Here is a 15,094-nt window from a genome sequence, read left to right on the forward strand (position 1 = left end):
CTGTTCGAGAGCGTGCTGGCCCGGCGCCGGGAGATCCTCGGCGAGGACCACCCGGCCACGGTCGCGGTTCGTCGTGCCCTCACTAACCCTCTAATGACCCGCCAGTTCGACGAGTGACCACAGACGGTCTCGCCCCTGGCAGGCCAGGCGGATCGGGCTGCCCGGTGCGGCGGTCACGGACCAGGCGGCTATCTCAGAGCGGGGGGTGGGCGTCGATGTTGCCGCTGCGGATGACGAGCAGGTCTGGGCGGGTGGGGTAGAACGGGGTGGAGCGTCGTTCGATCTCGGGAATGCGGTCTGCGGGCCAGCGGGTGGTGAGTTGGGACCTGTGGGGTGCGGAAAGTCAGCCTGGACCCGTGAGCTGGGCCGATGCGCCGGGCCGGCCGTCGGCATGATGGTCACCTATGTCCGTACACCTGCTCTACCTGATCTTCGCTCGGGTGTGTGGCTGGCTCGTCCTGCTCAGCCGGTCGTCCGCCTCGAAGGACATCGAACTGCTCGTGCTTCGCCACGAGGCCGCGGTACTGCGCCGTACCCAGCCATCGCCGAGATGGGACTGGGCCGACCGGACCCTGCTCGCCGCCCTGATCCGGCTCCTGCCGCGAAGGCTTCGACTGCACCGGCTGATCACCCCTGGCACGGTTCCACGATGGCATCGACGCCTGGTCACCAGGAAGTGGACCTACGCGCACCGGACCGGACGACCGCCGCTCGCCCCGGAGATCGCCGCGCTGATCGAACGGCTCGCGACCGAGAACCGAACCTGGGGGTACAGGCGGATCCAAGGCGGGCTTTGTTGCGTTGGCGGGACACAGCGGTCGAGCCATCCGCTCAGGCATGATCGAGTAGTGCATCGTCGGCGTGTACAAGCTGTCGTCCCGGCCTCGGAGTTTGCCGGGTTCCGCTTCCGCCAGAGGTGATCGTTCTGGGCGTCCGCTGGTACCTGCGGTTCGCCCTGTCGTGCCGCGACGTCGAGGAACTGTTGGCCGAACGCGGCCTCGACGTCGATCACGTCACGATCTTCCGGTGGGTGCRGCGGTTCACGCCGCTGTTGATCGACGCGGCCCGGCCGTGCCGCCACAGCCCGAGCGACAGGTGGTTCACCGATGAGACGTATGTGAAGGTCGCCGGGCGCTGGACGTACGTGTACCGGGCGATCGACCAGTTCGGCCAGGTCATCGACGTCCTCGCCTCCGAAAGACGCGATCTGGCGGCGGCGCGCCGGTTCTTCACCCGGGCACTGGCACACGGGTGGCGGCCGGTCGAGGTGACCACCGACCGAGCCGCCGCCTACCCGCGAGTCCTCGACGAGCAGCTCCCCGCCGCCCACCACGTGGATGCCCGGTACGCGAACAACAAGGTCGAAGCCGATCACGGCCGGCTCAAGGCCCGGCTGCGGCCGATGCGAGGGCTCAAACGGCTACGCTCCGCCCTAGCGATCGGCGCCGGGCACGCCTTCGCCCAGAATCTCCGCCGCCGCCACGACGAACTCGGTACCGACGCCGAAACCCATCACCGACTCGCAACAGCGTTCACCGAACTCGCCCTGGCTCTGTGACCACGCAACCAGCCCGCCCGAGCCTTACCCCGGACCAGCTCAATGCAACAGAGCCCGGCGAGGTCCCTGAGCGTCGGCCCGGCACGGCCGACGCGCAGGATCGGGGTGACATCACGGTCACGACCGCTGCGGAGGACCATGGCGTGTCGCTGTCCCGCTGGCCGGCCTCGACCGACCACTACCAGCCGGTGGTTGTCGATGAGTCGTTCGATGTACGGCTGGTTCAGGGCGACGCCCTGCCCGAGGCCGCCGATCGCCCCGGCTCCGACTAGCTACCGGGTGTCGTGGCGCAGTAGGCCGTGTTGATAGGCGAAGATGACGGCCTGAACCCGGTCGCGTAGGTCGAGTTTGGCGAGAATGCGGGTGATATGAGTCTTGACGGTCGCCTCGGATAGCACCAGGCGCTGCGCGATCTCCGCATTGTTCAGCCCGGCCGCGATCTCGAGGAGCACTTCCCGCTCCCGCCGGGTGAGCGCGTCCGTCGGGTCGGCTTCCGTTGTGGCTTCGTCGCCGAGGCGCAGGCTGGCCGCGTGCTGGTTGAGAAGTTCTCTGGTGACCCGGGGAGAGACAACCGCGTCGCCGGCGGCGATGGYCCGCACGGCGTCGAGGAGTTCCTCCGGGCGCACGTCCTTGAGGAGGAATCCGCTTGCGCCGGCCCTGAGCGCGGCGAACGCGTATTCGTCGAGGTCGAACGTGGTTAGGACCAGGACCCGGCTGGCGGTCGCGTCCGCGCAGATCCGGCGGGTGGCCGCCACGCCGTCCGTGCCGGGCATCCGGATGTCCATGAGCACGACATCCGGCGCGAGCTCCTTGGTGATGGTCACCCCGGTGGCCCCGTCACCGGCCTCGCCGACCACCTGGATGTCGGGGCTGGCGTTGAGCAGCATCCGGAAACCCATCCGTATCAGCGGCTGGTCGTCCACGAGGACGACGGTGATGGTCACGCCGCCGCCCGGTCCAGTCGCATGGTGGCGCGCAGCTCCCAGCCGCGCGGCCATGCAGGCCCCCAGGTCAGGCTGCCGTCGTACAGGGTGACGCGTTCGACCATGCCCCGCAGCCCGTGGCCGCCGGGCGTCGTCCCGACCGCCCGCGGCACCCCGTCGTCGCGGACCGTGATGCCCACCTCGTCGGGCTGCCAGCACAGCTCGACGTCGACGTGGGTCGCGTGCACGGCGTGCTTGATGACGTTCGTGACGCTCTCCTGGACGAGACGGAAGATGGTGGCCTCGGCCGTGTCCAGCAGCTGGGGCGGGGTGCCTGTCGTGACGAGCCGGATGGGAAGCCCGGTGGCGCGAATGTCGTCAAGCAGTTTCTCCAGCTGGTCCAGCCGAGGCAGCGGCGCCAGGTCGATGACGGGGGGCGCGCCCGACGGGGTCGGCTCTCGCAGGACGCCGAGTAGTCGGCGGACCTCGGTGAGCGCCTGGCGACTGGTGGTCGCCACCTGTTCCATGGCGGTGTTCGCCTCGCCGTGGTCGGTCCCGTTGACGGCGACGGCGGCGTCCGCCAGCCGGATCACCACGGACAGACTGTGCGCGATGACATCGTGCATCTCCCGGGCAATGCGAGTCCGTTCGGCGACCGCGGCGAGCTGCGCCTGCTGGTCACGCTCCAGCTCCGCCCGCCGCGCCCGGTCCTCCAGCGAAATCTGGTATCGACGGCGGTTGCGCACGGTCGTGCCGAGAAAGAACGCCGCGGCGACGATGCTGTTGAGGAACACCAGGGAGCCGACCAGGCTTCCGCCGAGCGGCCTGAGCTGGATCGACGCGACGACGACGACGGATTCGACCAGCACCGCGCTCGCCGCCCGGAAGCGATCTCTTCCGTGCGTGCCGATCGTGTAGACCGCGACGAGCAGCGCGTAGGCCGCCGTCAGATGCACCCGGGTCAGGTCCTGGACGACGACCAACGCGGCGATGACGGTGAACACCGCCAATGGGTGGCGCCGACGCAGGAGCAGCGGCATGATCAGCGCCTGTGCCAGCAGCCAGGCCCACCAGGGAAATCGGTGCTGGACCCAGTCGGCGATGGTGTCGAGCTCGAGGAACCCCAGGATGGCGACGTCGGTGAGCCACGGCCACCGTCTCTGCGCGGTCGCCCACCACCTCGCCCCGCCGTCCATCCGAAACCCCTTCTGAGTCGGCCCTAGCGGGCGACCATCCGCCGGCACGTCAGACCGCCGCCGAGCAGCCTATGCGTCGCGCTTGCGCAGCAGCAGGGCTGCCGTGACGGACGCGACGACCATCCATACACAGAGTGTGACGAACCCAGCTCCCGCAGACAGAGAGTTGTCATACGGGTGCATCGCGTAGGCAGCGTTGCCGGCGTTGGTCGGCAGGAACGGCAGGAGCTCGTTTTGCCAGCTCTGCGGGAGCACCGCTCCCAGAACAGGAAGCACCAGAAGCAGCCCGAGGACGGCGGCGATGCCCCCAGCGGTCGAGCGGACGATGAAGCCGACCGCGCCTGCGAACACAGTGATCGACATGAGGTAGAACGCGGAACCGAGCAACGATCTCACGGCGTCCGAGCCGTCCAGCGCGCCGTGCGAGCCCAGCAGCGCCTTGCCGACCAGCAGCGCCACGATGCCACCGGCGACACTGACCGCCACCGAGAGCGCCCCCGCCACGACGAGCTTGGCCGCCAGCATCTTGAGCCGGCGCGGAACGGCCGACAACGAGGACCGGATCATCCCGGTGGAGTACTCACCGGTCACCAGCAGCACACCGAGGACCGAGATAATCATCTGGGCGAGCGCGACGCCGGTGAGGCTGGTGTCGACGGCGCTGAACGTGGCCCGGTTCGCGGCGCTCATAGAACCCCAGTGGGCGGCGCCGACCGCGGCGGCGATCGCCCCGATCCCGACCATCCCGATGACGGTCGCGACGAGCACGTACCACGTCGAACGCAGCGTCGATATTTTCACCCATTCCGAATGAATGACGTGCTGGATCCGGACAGGCTTGACGGGAACGGGCCTCCCGACTCTTCCGGTGATGGTCTGAGCGGTCACTTCTTTGCCTTTCGGTGAGCCGGGAGGCGAACGCCGATGCGCCGAGCTCTGGCATGCTGAGCGTTGGTGTTCTGCGCACCGGCGTGAAAGTCCGTGGCGTCGGCTGTGAGCCTCAGGAAGACTTCCTCAAGAGTTTCTCGCCGGGGTGTCAGYTCGTCGAGGACCAGGCCGAGGCTGGCCGCGGTCTTGCCGATCTGGTGCGAGGTGAGCCCGGCGATCTCAAGCACCTGGCGCTCGCTCGACGTCACCGTCACGCCCGGCCCGGCGACGGCCTGGCGCAGCCGTTCGGCGTCCGCGGTACGGACCAGCACATCGTCGGTCGCGGCCGCGCGGTGCATCTCCTCCATGGACATGTCGGCCAGCAGCCGGCCGCGGCCCACGATGATCAGATGGTCGGCGGTCAGCTCCATCTCGCTCATGAGGTGGCTCGACAGCAGCACCGTGCGGCCCTCCTTCGCGAGGTCGCGCAGCAGGCTCCGAACCCAGCGCACGCCCTCGGGGTCGAGCCCGTTGACCGGCTCGTCGAGCATGATCACGGCGGGATCGGCGAGCAGCGCGGAGGCGATGCCGAGCCGTTGGCCCATGCCCAGCGAGAACGCTCCGGCGCGCTTGTGCGCGACCTCGCTCAAGCCGACCTGGTCGATCACCTCCGAGACCCGCCAATCCGGGATGGCGTGTGTCGCGGCCAGCGCCCGGAGGTGGTTGTAGGCGGACCGTGAGGTGTGCACGGCCCGTGCCTCCAACAGCGCGCCGAGCTGCTTCAGCGGCGTTGGGTGCTCGACGTAGGGCCGGCCGTTGACCGTCACGGTGCCGGACGTGGGGTGGTCCAACCCGAGGATGAGGCGCATCGTCGTCGACTTCCCGGCGCCGTTCGGCCCGAGGAAGCCGGTGACTCGGCCTGGCCGGGCGGTGAACGAGAGGTTATCGACGACCATCTTCTCGCCATACCGTTTACTTAGCCCGCTGGCTTCGATCACCGAATCCTCCGCTGCCTGTCTTCGCATCCGTCTTTTTCGTGCGGCTGCTCCATTAACGCCCAGCCGCGACAGACCCCGCGTGGTCCGGAGGGCTGATTTCCTGCGGCCGCGTACGACTTCCGATGTACCTGCTCAGGGCAGGATCGACACGCCAGCGCTGGACAAGCTCGTATGCAGCTCTAGCCGTTGGAGCGTGGTCTGCTCGGGAACGTCGAAGCCGAGCGTGCCGTTGATGAGCCGGGGCTCACCGGTCTCCAGATCGTCTCGCCGGGCTCGTACAAGCGTGCCGCGAAGTCGGCCGTGTGCCGGCCGCCCGCCGAGTCGAAGCCGTACTGGTCGGAGCTCCGCAGCTGCGGGGCGGCGGAGTCGACGTCGCGGGCTGTCACGGCGACGAGACAGAACTGGCCGTTGGGACGCCAGGCCAGGAAGCCCTCGCCGAGTTGCGTTACCCCGCACTCGACCTTGTCCACCGTGAATTCCAGCGGCCCGTCCTGGAAGGCGCCGGCCGGCGCTGTCGCGCTCGGCGCCGCGCCGGCCGGCGTGAGCCTCGGGCTGGCCGACGGGCTCGCCGCTTCCCTGGTGGGCGCGTTCGAGGGCCGGCCGCCCAGCGCGATGGCGGACAGCCAGCAGGCCGCCATCGCCAGCACCAGCAGAGCGCCCACCAGCGCGCGGCGACGCCAACGTCGCCTGTCCGGTCCGACAGGCGGGGCGGGCAGCGCAGGCTCGGGCTTCTGAACTTCTCCGCACGCCGTACGACTGCCGCTGTACAGCGCACGCGGTAGCGGTCCGGGACCGGCGCGAGCAACACGTTGGGCCTGCTGGAAGAACTGCTCCCGAGAACAGGTGGGCAGTCTCCGGCAAGACTCCGAGATCGGCTTCAGCGCGCCCTGGCCCGGCCGGATCGTCCGCTGGTCCAGGAACACCGCATACTGGTCGCCCGGCCGGGCCCGCGTTCCGAAGGTCCAGGTCACCGCAAGCGGCAGCGTCGATACCGTCGACGAGGCGTTCAGGCTGTTGATGTGCAGCTGACTCCCGCCGTGGACAAGGCCGGAGACCCGGCAACCGGTCAGGGCCCACCGCGGCCAGGCGTCGCGACTCGGTGATCATCGATCACGGCCGGGGCTACGAAGGCCCAGCCCGAGCAGTGCTCACCTCGCATCAGCACGACCGGCGGCCACTCGGTGCGGGATCCGGGTTCGCGCGGCCGGCGCGTGCGCTTCGGCCAGTCAGTCCGGCAACCGTGCCGGAGCGGCCGGCTGCCGGCAGGGCGCTGCTAGGCCGCCCGCGAGGAACTCGACCAGATCGCCGAGGAGGTCCCGGACCGACGCCTGCGCCGTATCCGTGCGCATGCTGATCTGGTAGCGGGACAGCGTGTGGACGGTCGTCGTCATCACGAGCATCCAGCGTTCGTCCAGAACGGGCCGTTCATGTCCGGGCAGTAGCTCGTACAGCAGGCTCGTGAACGCCTCGACCGTGGTCGGGGAGACCACTCCCTCGAGGCCGGCGTACCCGCCGCGCTCCACGATGTAGCGTGAGAGGAACCCGAGGTAGTGATTGTCCTCCTCGACGTGACCGGCCAGCGACCGGACGAACGCGTCGACGAGGTCGTGAACCTGCGGCTTCCCGTCGCCGGCCAGCAGATCGGCGAGTGCCCTGACTCGACTCGCCTCGCTCGCCGCGGCGCGGTACGAGGTGATCTCGCGTAGCAGGCTTTCGCGATCACCAAAGTAGTACTGGACCGCGGCGTTGTTCCGCTGGCCTGCGGCGACAGCCACGTCGCGCAACGGGACCATCGCGATTCCGTGCTCGGCAAACAACCGCTCGGCCGTCTCCAGTAGCACCTGGCGGGTCGCGGAGCCCTTGGCGTTGAGCCGGTCTCGGCCGCCCGGCCGTCTCTCCCCCGAGATCGGACCGCTCGAGATTCGACGTCGAGGTTCTGGCATCGCACATTCCCAGACAGTTGAACGGACGACTCGGCGCGGCCGCAGCGTATCAGGCCGCCATTTGCCGACGATGTTCAGACGCTCTTCGCCCGGCGACGAGCACCAGGCCCCCTCGACTGCCGCGCGGGTTCTGGGGCGGCGCCCGGCGCCCCTAGAGTACCGCCTGCCGCGACCGGCGGGCGCACCTGGCGTCGGCCGATCCGTGCGCCACCGTGCTCTTAAAGCTCGACGCTTAAGAGTTGTTGACACTCCGATCGGCGGCGCCTAAGGTCCATCTCATCGGGTCAGCGCCACCAGCGGCATCTGTTTCCGGCCGATACCAGCCCCGCTCGGCGGGCCGAGCCGAAACGCCCCGCCGTGCACGGACAGCACCCTCGACCCCGCCATATATGATCTTGATGACCGCCTGGAGTCGGCCTGAACGCATGACGTGGACGCGCTTCGATCGAATCGAGGTCTCATTTTCCGGCCCCATTTCCGGGCATATCCGCACAGCTGGATTTGGTTTCTCGGAAAAGAGAATCTGGCGTGCGACCGATTGCCGCCGCGCCGCCAGGAAGGCGACCGACGTCGACGCCCGGCTCGGCCGGGCAGCGTTTCCCGTCCAGACGACAGCAACGGAGCGAAACATGGGAAGCATCTACTTCGAGGCGGTCCTCGATATCCCCGCCGAGCTGGTGTGGGACTTCGTGGATCGCTACACCCGCTCCGAGGTCCATGTCTTCTCAGCCTGCGTGGCCGAGCGGCGGGAGGGCGAGTACCGCGTTGTCACGATCCCCGGCGGGGAGGAGGTGTGGGAGCGCAACCTCACCGTGGACCCGGTACGCCGCCGGGCGTCGTACACCGTGCCCGCGCTGAGTGGCGCCGAGTACCACCATGCGGAGATGCGGGTMGACGCCGTCGGTACTCGGTCGGCCCGGCTGACCTGGGTTACCGACTACCTGCCGCACCGGCTCGTCGACGAGCGGGCGGAGGTCTACCAGGTGATGTTCGAAGAGCTGGTCGCGGCCGTCACCTCGCACGCCACCAGTCAGGCCGGGGCCGGGTCCTCCTGACGGTCGGGGCGCCCGCGGCCGCGGGCGCCCCGGGACCAAACCGATAGATCGTTCACTTTGGCAGCCGTCGACCGTAACCCAGACGCTAATGGCAACCGCCCGAGGCTCGACTAGAGGTCAGACGAGCCTCAGGCACACCCGGCCACCGGTGGAGAACGCATTTCCACATCGACGCTCCATGCCCGATTCGGCTCTCCCATGCCGGGGTCCGACACGACTCCCGCGACACTCGGGCCATCCGCCGCCAGGAGTACCCAGTGAATGTTGATGATCTCATTCTTGTGAGTGTCGACGATCATGTCGTCGAACCGGCTCATCTTTTCCGCGGCCGGTTGCCCCGGAAATATTCGGACAAGGCGCCGCTTTTCGTCCGCCGCGACGACGGCACGATGGCCTGGCGCTACGAGGGCCTGGAGATCCCGAACGTCGCGCTCAACGCGGTGGCCGGCCGCCCGATGGACGAGTACGGCCGGGAGCCGACCACGATCGAGGAGATCCGGTCCGGCTGCTATGACATCGGCGCCCGGGTGCTCGACATGAACGCCAACGGCGTGCTCGCATCGATGTGCTTCCCGTCGTTCCCGCGGTTCTGTGGCCAGCTGTTCGCCGAGGCCGGCTCGGACCGCGACCAGGCTGCGGCGATGGTGCGTGCCTACAACGACTGGCATGTCGACGAGTGGGCTGGGACCTATCCGGGCCGGATCCTTCCGCTGGGCCTGCCGATGATGTGGGACGCACAGGCCTCGGCCGAGGAGGTCCGCCGGCTCGCTCACAAGGGCTGCCACGCGGTTACGTTCTCCTCCAACCCGCACGCTCTCGGCCTGCCCAGCCTCTACACCGACTACTGGGACCCGTTCTTCGCCGCCTGCGAGGAGGAGGGAACGGTCGTCTGCATGCATCTGGGCTCGTCCTCCACGGTGCCCACGACCTCGCCGGACGCCCCTATCGAGTGCGTCTACTCGCTATCCCCCGTCAACCTGATCGAGGCGGCGGCAGACCTCGTCTGGAGCCCGCTGTTCCGGAAGTTCCCCGCGCTGCGGGTTGCGCTCTCCGAGGGCGGCATCGGCTGGATCCCCTACTTCACCGAGCGCATCGACTACATCTACCGGCATACCCGGCACTGGTCGGGGATGGACCTGCGCGACGCGCTCCCGTCCGAGATCTTCAACGAGCATGTCATCCTCTGCTTCATCGACGACCGCGTCGGCGTCGAGAACCGACACCATCTGAACCTCGACAACATCACCTGGGAGTGCGACTACCCGCACTCGGACACCACCTGGCCGCACTCACCCGAGCGCGCCATGGAATACCTCGGCGGCCTAGCCGACGACGAGATCAACAAGATCACCCACCTGAACGCGCTGCGCCACTTCGGATTCGACGCGTTCTCCCACGTTCCGCGCGACCGGGCGACCGTCGGCGCGCTGCGGGAGCAGGCCGCCGGCTGGGACGTCAGCATAAGGTCGACCAGGCAGCTGCGGGCCGGCGCCCGGAGCGGGTTCTAGTGCGCGAGGTCCTGCGCGGCGTCAAGGTGGTCGAGGTCGCGCAGTGGTGGCTCGCGCCGTCCGCCGCGACGCTGCTCGCCGAGTGGGGCGCCGATGTCGTCAAGATCGAGCACCCGCTGCACGGTGACCCCCTGCGCGGTCTGACGACCTCGGGCATCCTGCCCGGCGAGTTCGGGATCAACTTCATGTTCGAGCAGGCGAACCACAACAAGCGCAGCTTCGGGGTCGACCTGGCCCAGCCGGAGGGGCGCGAGCTGCTGGATGGCCTTATCCGCGAGGCGGACGTCTTCGTGACGAGCTTCCTCCCGCAGGTCCGCAAGCGCCTACGGCTCGACGTCGATGACGTGCGCGCGACCAACCCTGGCATCATCTACGCCCGGGCGCACGGCGCTGGCGACCGCGGAGCGGAGCGCGAACGCGGCGGTTACGACTCAGCGCTGTTCTGGGCACGCGGCGGGATCGCGCATCACCTCACGCCGCCGGGCGCGACGGCGCCCGTCGGACCGCGCCCGTCGTTCGGCGACGGGATCAGCGGCCTGTCGCTGGCGGGCGCGATCGCCGCGGCGCTGTTCGGCCGGGAGCGGAACGGTGAGCCGTCGGTCATCGACGTGTCTCTGCTAGGTACCGCCGCCTGGGTGATGGGACCGGACATCGGCGCCGCGGCGCTCACCGGTGACGGCCTGCCGCCACTGCGCCGGCAGGAGGCGGTCAACCCACTCAGTAGCTGTTTCCAGACGGCCGACGGGCGCTGGATCTGGTTCGCCATGCTGCAGGCCAACCGCTACTGGCCCGAGTTCTGCGCATGCCTGGACCGGCCCGACCTGGCCGAGGACAGCCGTTTCATCACGGCTTCGGACCGGGCGGCCAACGTCGGGGCGTGCATGGCCGAGCTGGACGAGGTGTTCGCCTCCCGTCCGCTGCACGAGTGGCGCGCGCGCCTCGACGGCCTGACCGGCGTCTGGGCGGTCGTGCAGTCGGCCTCGGAGCTGCTCGACGATCCGCAGATCGTGGCGAACGGCTATCTCCCGGAGGTCGACTACGGATCGGCCCGGCATCGGCTCGTCGCTGGTCCGGCCCAGTTCGACGAGCAGCCGCCGAGCCTCTCGCCGGCGCCCGCGGCCGGGGAGCACACCGACGAGATCCTGGCGGCGCTCGGTGCCGACTGGGATCGCGTCGTGCACCTCAAGATCAAGGGCGTTGTCAACTGACGTGCCGTGCGCAGACGGCCGGTCCACGGCGGAGGTGACAGCGATGCCAGGTCCAGCCCTGCCTGCCGGGCGACGCAGGAGGGCGCCCGGCCCGCCGGCGGCGGCGCCTTCGGCCACTTATCGAACTCCTAGCGAAGGAGTCATGTGACGTGACACAGCAGACGGCGGTCGGTTCCGGGGCCGCTCGCCCGGTCCCGCGGCCCGACGAGATCTCGCGCTTCTTCTGGGAAGGGGCGGCAGCCGGCCGGCTTGTTTTACAGCGGTGCGTGGCGTGCCGGAAACTACAGTATCCGCCGGACGTGTGCTGCCTGCGCTGCCAGTCCGAGAAGCTCGAGCACACCGACGTCAGCGGTAGGGGCTTCCTTTACTCGTACGCGGTCGTCGCCCGCCCGCTGCACACGGGCTTCGTCGGCGCGGTTCCCTACGTCGTCGCGCTCGTCGAGCTCGTCGAACAGGCCGGCCTGCGGCTGGTCGCCAACTTGGTGGACGTGCCGGAATCAGCACCGCTGACCTGCGGGCTGCCGGTCGAGGTCGTCTTCGAATGGCGTCTCACAGTCTCCCTGCCGCAGTTCCGGCTCGCGACGGCGGCCCGGTGAGCTCGCTGGCTCGTGACGTCGCGGTCGTCGGTGTCGGATACTCCGGGCTGTCGAGGGCTGGCGAGCCGGAGCCTGCGTCGCTGCTGCTGGGCGCGGTGACCAGCGCTCTGGCCGACGCGGGGCTCACCAGCGCGGACGTCGACGGCATCTTCGAGTACAAGTTCGGGCCGGAGTCCCCCGGCGCCCAGGACGCCGCCCGGATGCTGGGCATCCCCGATCTCGCCGCGTTCGCCGACATCATGCCGACGAACCCGTCCGGCCTGGGCGGCGTGCTCGCCGGCGTCATGGCCGTCGCGTCGGGTGCCTGCGAGACGGCCCTGGTCTTCCGGTGCCTGACTAAAGCGGCCGGGCACACCGGCGGGGTCGCCGACGGGCCGCGGGAGATTCCCGGCCGCAACCAGTTCCTCACCCCTTACGGATATCTTGGCGGCATCCTCGTCGAGATGGCGCTGAAGAAGCGGCGCTGGCTGGCCGAGTACGGCCGGTCGGAGGCGGACTTCGGGCACATCGCGGTCAACGCCCGGCGGTGGTCGGCGCTCAACCCGCGGGCGGTGCTTCGTGAGCCGATCACCATGGATGACTACCTGTCGTCGCGGGCCGTCGTCGAGCCACTGCGCCTGCTGGACTGCGACTACCCGATCAACGGCACGGTCGCCACGGTCATCACCACCGCCGAACGGGCCGCGGACCTACGCCAGACCCCGGTGCTCATCGACGCGATGTCGTACGGAACCGGGCGCGGCGCGGACTGGACGTTCCACACCGACTACCTCTACGGCGGCACCTTCGACTGTGCGCACCGCCTCTGGCAGCGTTCGTCGGTCACGCTCGACGACGTCGACGTCGCCCAGGTCTACGACGGCTTCACATCGGTGACGCTGTCCTGGCTCGAGGCGCTCGGCGTCTGCGGCCGCGGCGAGTTCGGCGAGTGGATCGGCGACGGCTCACGCGTCGGGCCGGGCGGCGACTTTCCAATGAACACCGCCGGGGGCCAGCTCGCCGAGGGACGGCTGCACGGGGTCAGCTTCCTCAACGAGGCGGTGCTGCAGCTGCGCGGGCAGTGCGGCGAGCGGCAGGTGCCGGACGCCAAGGTCGCAGTCGTGGCCAGCGGCCTCTACCTCCAGTGCGGAGCCATGATTCTCACCCGCGGGTGACCGGGCGGAGCTGGGACCTAGGCCTTCCCTGCCTGGAGCGGAGTCACCACCGCCGGTCGGGCAGGTGTGACCGGCGGACACGTCGAGCGGCTCGGCCAGCCGGGACCGCGTAAGGAGGATCTGCATGGACGTGGCGGGCAAAATCGCGGTCGTGACCGGTTCGGGAAACGGCATCGGCGAGGCGATCGCGCGACGGCTGGCCGCCGACGGCGCCCAGGTCGTCGTCACCGACATCGAGCCCGAGAGCGTCGAGCGGGTGGCCAGCGAGATCGGGACCGTCGGCCTCGCCACGGACCTGAAGTCGGAGGCCAACGTCAAGGCCGTCGCACAACTCGCGCGCGACACCTACGGGCGCATCGACATCTGGCACTCGAACGCCGGCATCGCGGGCCCGCCGCCGCCGGACAGCCTCCAGAATGACGGCCTCTGGAACACCATGTGGCAGCTGCACGTGCTGGCCCACCTCTACGCCGCCCGCGAGGTACTGCCCGAGATGGTCGCGCGTGGGGACGGCTACCTGCTCCAGACGGCGTCCTCCGTCGCGCTGTCCACCCAGCCGGAGAAGGCGGAGTACGCGGTCACCAAGCACGCCGCGCTCGCGCTGTCGGAATGGCTGGCCGTCCGCTACCGGCCCCAGGGCGTGAAGGTCTCGTGCTTCTGCCCGGGCGCGATGCTGACCCGCATGCTGGCCGAGAGCGGCTTTCCCGAGGACCACCCGGTGATGAAGATGGCGCTCACGCCGGAGCAGGTCGCGGAGGTTGTCGTACGCGGCCTGGCGGACGAGCGGTTCCTCATTCTGACCGATCCCGCGGACGCCCAGTCGCTGGTCGACAAGGGGACCGACTACGACGAGTGGGTGGCGCGCCTCTCCCGCCCCATCCGCTAGGTCCGGGCGTCACCGGGGAAACCGAGGCGGGGATCGCGGCCGCGATCCCCGCCGGTCCCGGCTCCGAGCGCGCGGCTCATCCCGCGTGTCTCATCCAGGGGATGGCGTAACCGCGTCACCGCGCCGTGGTCAGGCCGAGTCCGGCAAGCGCCGCGGTCAGGCCGCCGGCCACCGTCCACCAGATCCCCACGCGCAGCGGACCAACGAACTGGTCGACGACGGCGGACGCCGCGCCACGCAGATCGCCGTCGGACACGTTGCTCACCATGAGCGATCGGCCCACCGTCAGCAGCAGCGCGAGAGCACCGGCCGTGAGCATCACCGCGACGCCCACGACGATCAGCATCCTGAGACGGTTGACCGCGCAGACGACCGCGCCAGCCAGGACGACAACGGTGAGCAGGGGCAGCCCGACGGCCGCGCGAGCCAGCCACAGCGCGGCCTCGCGGGCCCGCCCGATCCCGGGGATGGACCCGACAGTCATTTTCACCGAGATCTCGTCCAGCTGATCGCTGGCCAGCCCCAGGCCGGACAGCTGCTGCGCGACAGCCACGATGACCGGGCTCAGTTCAAGGGTCAGCGTGCCGTCTCCACCGACCGAGAGGATGCTGCCGGGCCTGCCCTTGAGCGCGGCCACCAGCTGCGCGTGCGCCGTCCTGTTGATATCTATCCAGACCGTTCTGAACGCGCCACTTTTCACGAAGCTCAGAACAACCTGGTAGCTCACCTTCTCGACGCCGGTTCCGAGAATCTCGGAAATGGTACCGCGCGACTTCCCGTCTTTTTCCTGGCCGATCTGCTCGCCCAGAGCCCTGGATACCTGGTGGGCAATAGCCTCCTGCACATCGGTGTTACTCGCCAGCGGTGCGATGCTCTTCACATACTGGTTGGTGTTGAGGATCTCGCCGTCCAGCCAGCGCGCGCCGAGCGACACGGCACACAGGAAGCAACCCAGGAGACAGAGTATGACGGCGCCGATTCGCCGGCCCAGGCCGCGGCGCTTGGGCGCGGCGCCGTTGCGGTCCTCCACGGGTGCGGCGGCCGGCCGGTCGGGGTGCGTCAGTGGCAACGGAAGGGGTCTGATCTTCAGCGGGACCGTTTCTGCATCCCGCGGCCTGCTGTCGACCGTCGTAACCGGCGGCCTCACTGTCGGGCGCTGATCGTCGACGTCGGCCACTCTGGTTCCTCTCTCACGGGTACAC

The 15,094-nt window shown here is 69.2% G+C and carries 14 protein-coding genes and 1 pseudogene; 8 read left to right on the top strand and 7 right to left on the bottom strand.

Annotation, left to right across the window (positions count from 1 at the left end; translation table 11 throughout):
- Positions 1-848 precede the first annotated feature (848 nt).
- Both BCD49_RS26950 and BCD49_RS45945 read left to right on the top strand, forming a co-directional pair.
- Positions 849-1,558 (top strand): annotated as a pseudogene (locus BCD49_RS26950) (IS6 family transposase).
- 143 nt (positions 1,559-1,701) lie between these two features.
- Complete coding sequence (locus BCD49_RS45945) at positions 1,702-1,830, top strand: hypothetical protein (RefSeq protein ID WP_269799843.1); 129 nt, start codon at positions 1,702-1,704, stop codon at positions 1,828-1,830.
- Here the strand turns inward: BCD49_RS45945 and BCD49_RS26955 are convergent, their stop codons facing one another.
- The 6 genes from BCD49_RS26955 to BCD49_RS26985 form a co-directional block, all read right to left on the bottom strand.
- Positions 1,831-2,502 (bottom strand): response regulator, encoded by a 672-nt coding sequence (locus BCD49_RS26955; protein WP_198939465.1) that lies wholly within the window; start codon positions 2,500-2,502, stop codon positions 1,831-1,833. It lies immediately after the preceding gene.
- Positions 2,499-3,677, bottom strand: a complete 1,179-nt coding sequence (locus tag BCD49_RS26960) for a sensor histidine kinase (RefSeq protein WP_007507800.1) — start codon at positions 3,675-3,677, stop codon at positions 2,499-2,501. The genes BCD49_RS26955 and BCD49_RS26960 overlap by 4 nt, the downstream gene beginning before the upstream one ends.
- 69 nt (positions 3,678-3,746) lie before the next feature.
- A complete protein-coding gene (locus BCD49_RS26965) occupies positions 3,747-4,565 on the bottom strand; it encodes an ABC transporter permease subunit (protein ID WP_007507798.1) in 819 nt (272 codons plus the stop codon).
- The gene (locus tag BCD49_RS26970) at positions 4,562-5,542 is read right to left on the bottom strand and encodes an ABC transporter ATP-binding protein (protein WP_007507796.1); all 981 of its coding nucleotides are present in this window, start codon (positions 5,540-5,542) and stop codon (positions 4,562-4,564) included. Before BCD49_RS26970 ends, BCD49_RS26965 begins: the two co-directional genes overlap by 4 nt.
- A gap of 179 nt (positions 5,543-5,721) precedes the next feature.
- Complete coding sequence (locus BCD49_RS26975) at positions 5,722-6,204, bottom strand: DUF4352 domain-containing protein (protein WP_027141162.1); 483 nt, start codon at positions 6,202-6,204, stop codon at positions 5,722-5,724.
- Positions 6,205-6,768: 564 nt separating this feature from the next.
- The gene (locus BCD49_RS26985; RefSeq protein WP_007507791.1) at positions 6,769-7,485 is read right to left on the bottom strand and encodes a TetR/AcrR family transcriptional regulator; all 717 of its coding nucleotides are present in this window, start codon (positions 7,483-7,485) and stop codon (positions 6,769-6,771) included.
- A 629-nt stretch (positions 7,486-8,114) separates the two neighbouring features.
- Between BCD49_RS26985 and BCD49_RS26990 the strand changes: the two genes are divergently transcribed.
- The 6 genes from BCD49_RS26990 to BCD49_RS27015 all read left to right on the top strand — a co-directional run bounded on the left by BCD49_RS26990 (position 8,115) and on the right by BCD49_RS27015 (position 13,892).
- On the top strand, positions 8,115-8,540 hold the full coding sequence (locus BCD49_RS26990) for a hypothetical protein (protein ID WP_007507789.1): 426 nt from the start codon (positions 8,115-8,117) through the stop codon (positions 8,538-8,540).
- A gap of 257 nt (positions 8,541-8,797) precedes the next feature.
- Complete coding sequence (locus BCD49_RS26995; protein ID WP_007507787.1) at positions 8,798-10,048, top strand: amidohydrolase family protein; 1,251 nt, start codon at positions 8,798-8,800, stop codon at positions 10,046-10,048.
- A complete protein-coding gene (locus BCD49_RS27000; protein ID WP_007507786.1) occupies positions 10,048-11,256 on the top strand; it encodes a CaiB/BaiF CoA transferase family protein in 1,209 nt (402 codons plus the stop codon). The genes BCD49_RS26995 and BCD49_RS27000 overlap by 1 nt, the downstream gene beginning before the upstream one ends.
- Before the next feature lie 149 nt (positions 11,257-11,405).
- Entirely contained in the window at positions 11,406-11,852 is a 447-nt protein-coding gene (locus BCD49_RS27005; protein ID WP_007507784.1) for a Zn-ribbon domain-containing OB-fold protein, read from the top strand.
- Positions 11,849-13,006: a thiolase C-terminal domain-containing protein gene (locus BCD49_RS27010; RefSeq protein WP_027141163.1), complete on the top strand. Its 1,158-nt coding sequence runs from the start codon at positions 11,849-11,851 to the stop codon at positions 13,004-13,006. Before BCD49_RS27005 ends, BCD49_RS27010 begins: the two co-directional genes overlap by 4 nt.
- A gap of 124 nt (positions 13,007-13,130) precedes the next feature.
- Positions 13,131-13,892: an SDR family oxidoreductase gene (locus BCD49_RS27015; RefSeq protein ID WP_007507781.1), complete on the top strand. Its 762-nt coding sequence runs from the start codon at positions 13,131-13,133 to the stop codon at positions 13,890-13,892.
- Between the two features lie 115 nt (positions 13,893-14,007).
- On the opposite strand, the gene BCD49_RS27020 is transcribed toward BCD49_RS27015, so the two are convergent.
- On the bottom strand, positions 14,008-15,069 hold the full coding sequence (locus BCD49_RS27020) for a hypothetical protein (RefSeq protein ID WP_007507779.1): 1,062 nt from the start codon (positions 15,067-15,069) through the stop codon (positions 14,008-14,010).
- Positions 15,070-15,094: the final 25 nt, after the last annotated feature.

Origin of the sequence: Pseudofrankia sp. EUN1h, assembly GCF_001854645.1 — a bacterium.
In the GTDB taxonomy this organism is placed as follows: Bacteria; Actinomycetota; Actinomycetes; order Frankiales; family Frankiaceae; genus Pseudofrankia; species Pseudofrankia saprophytica.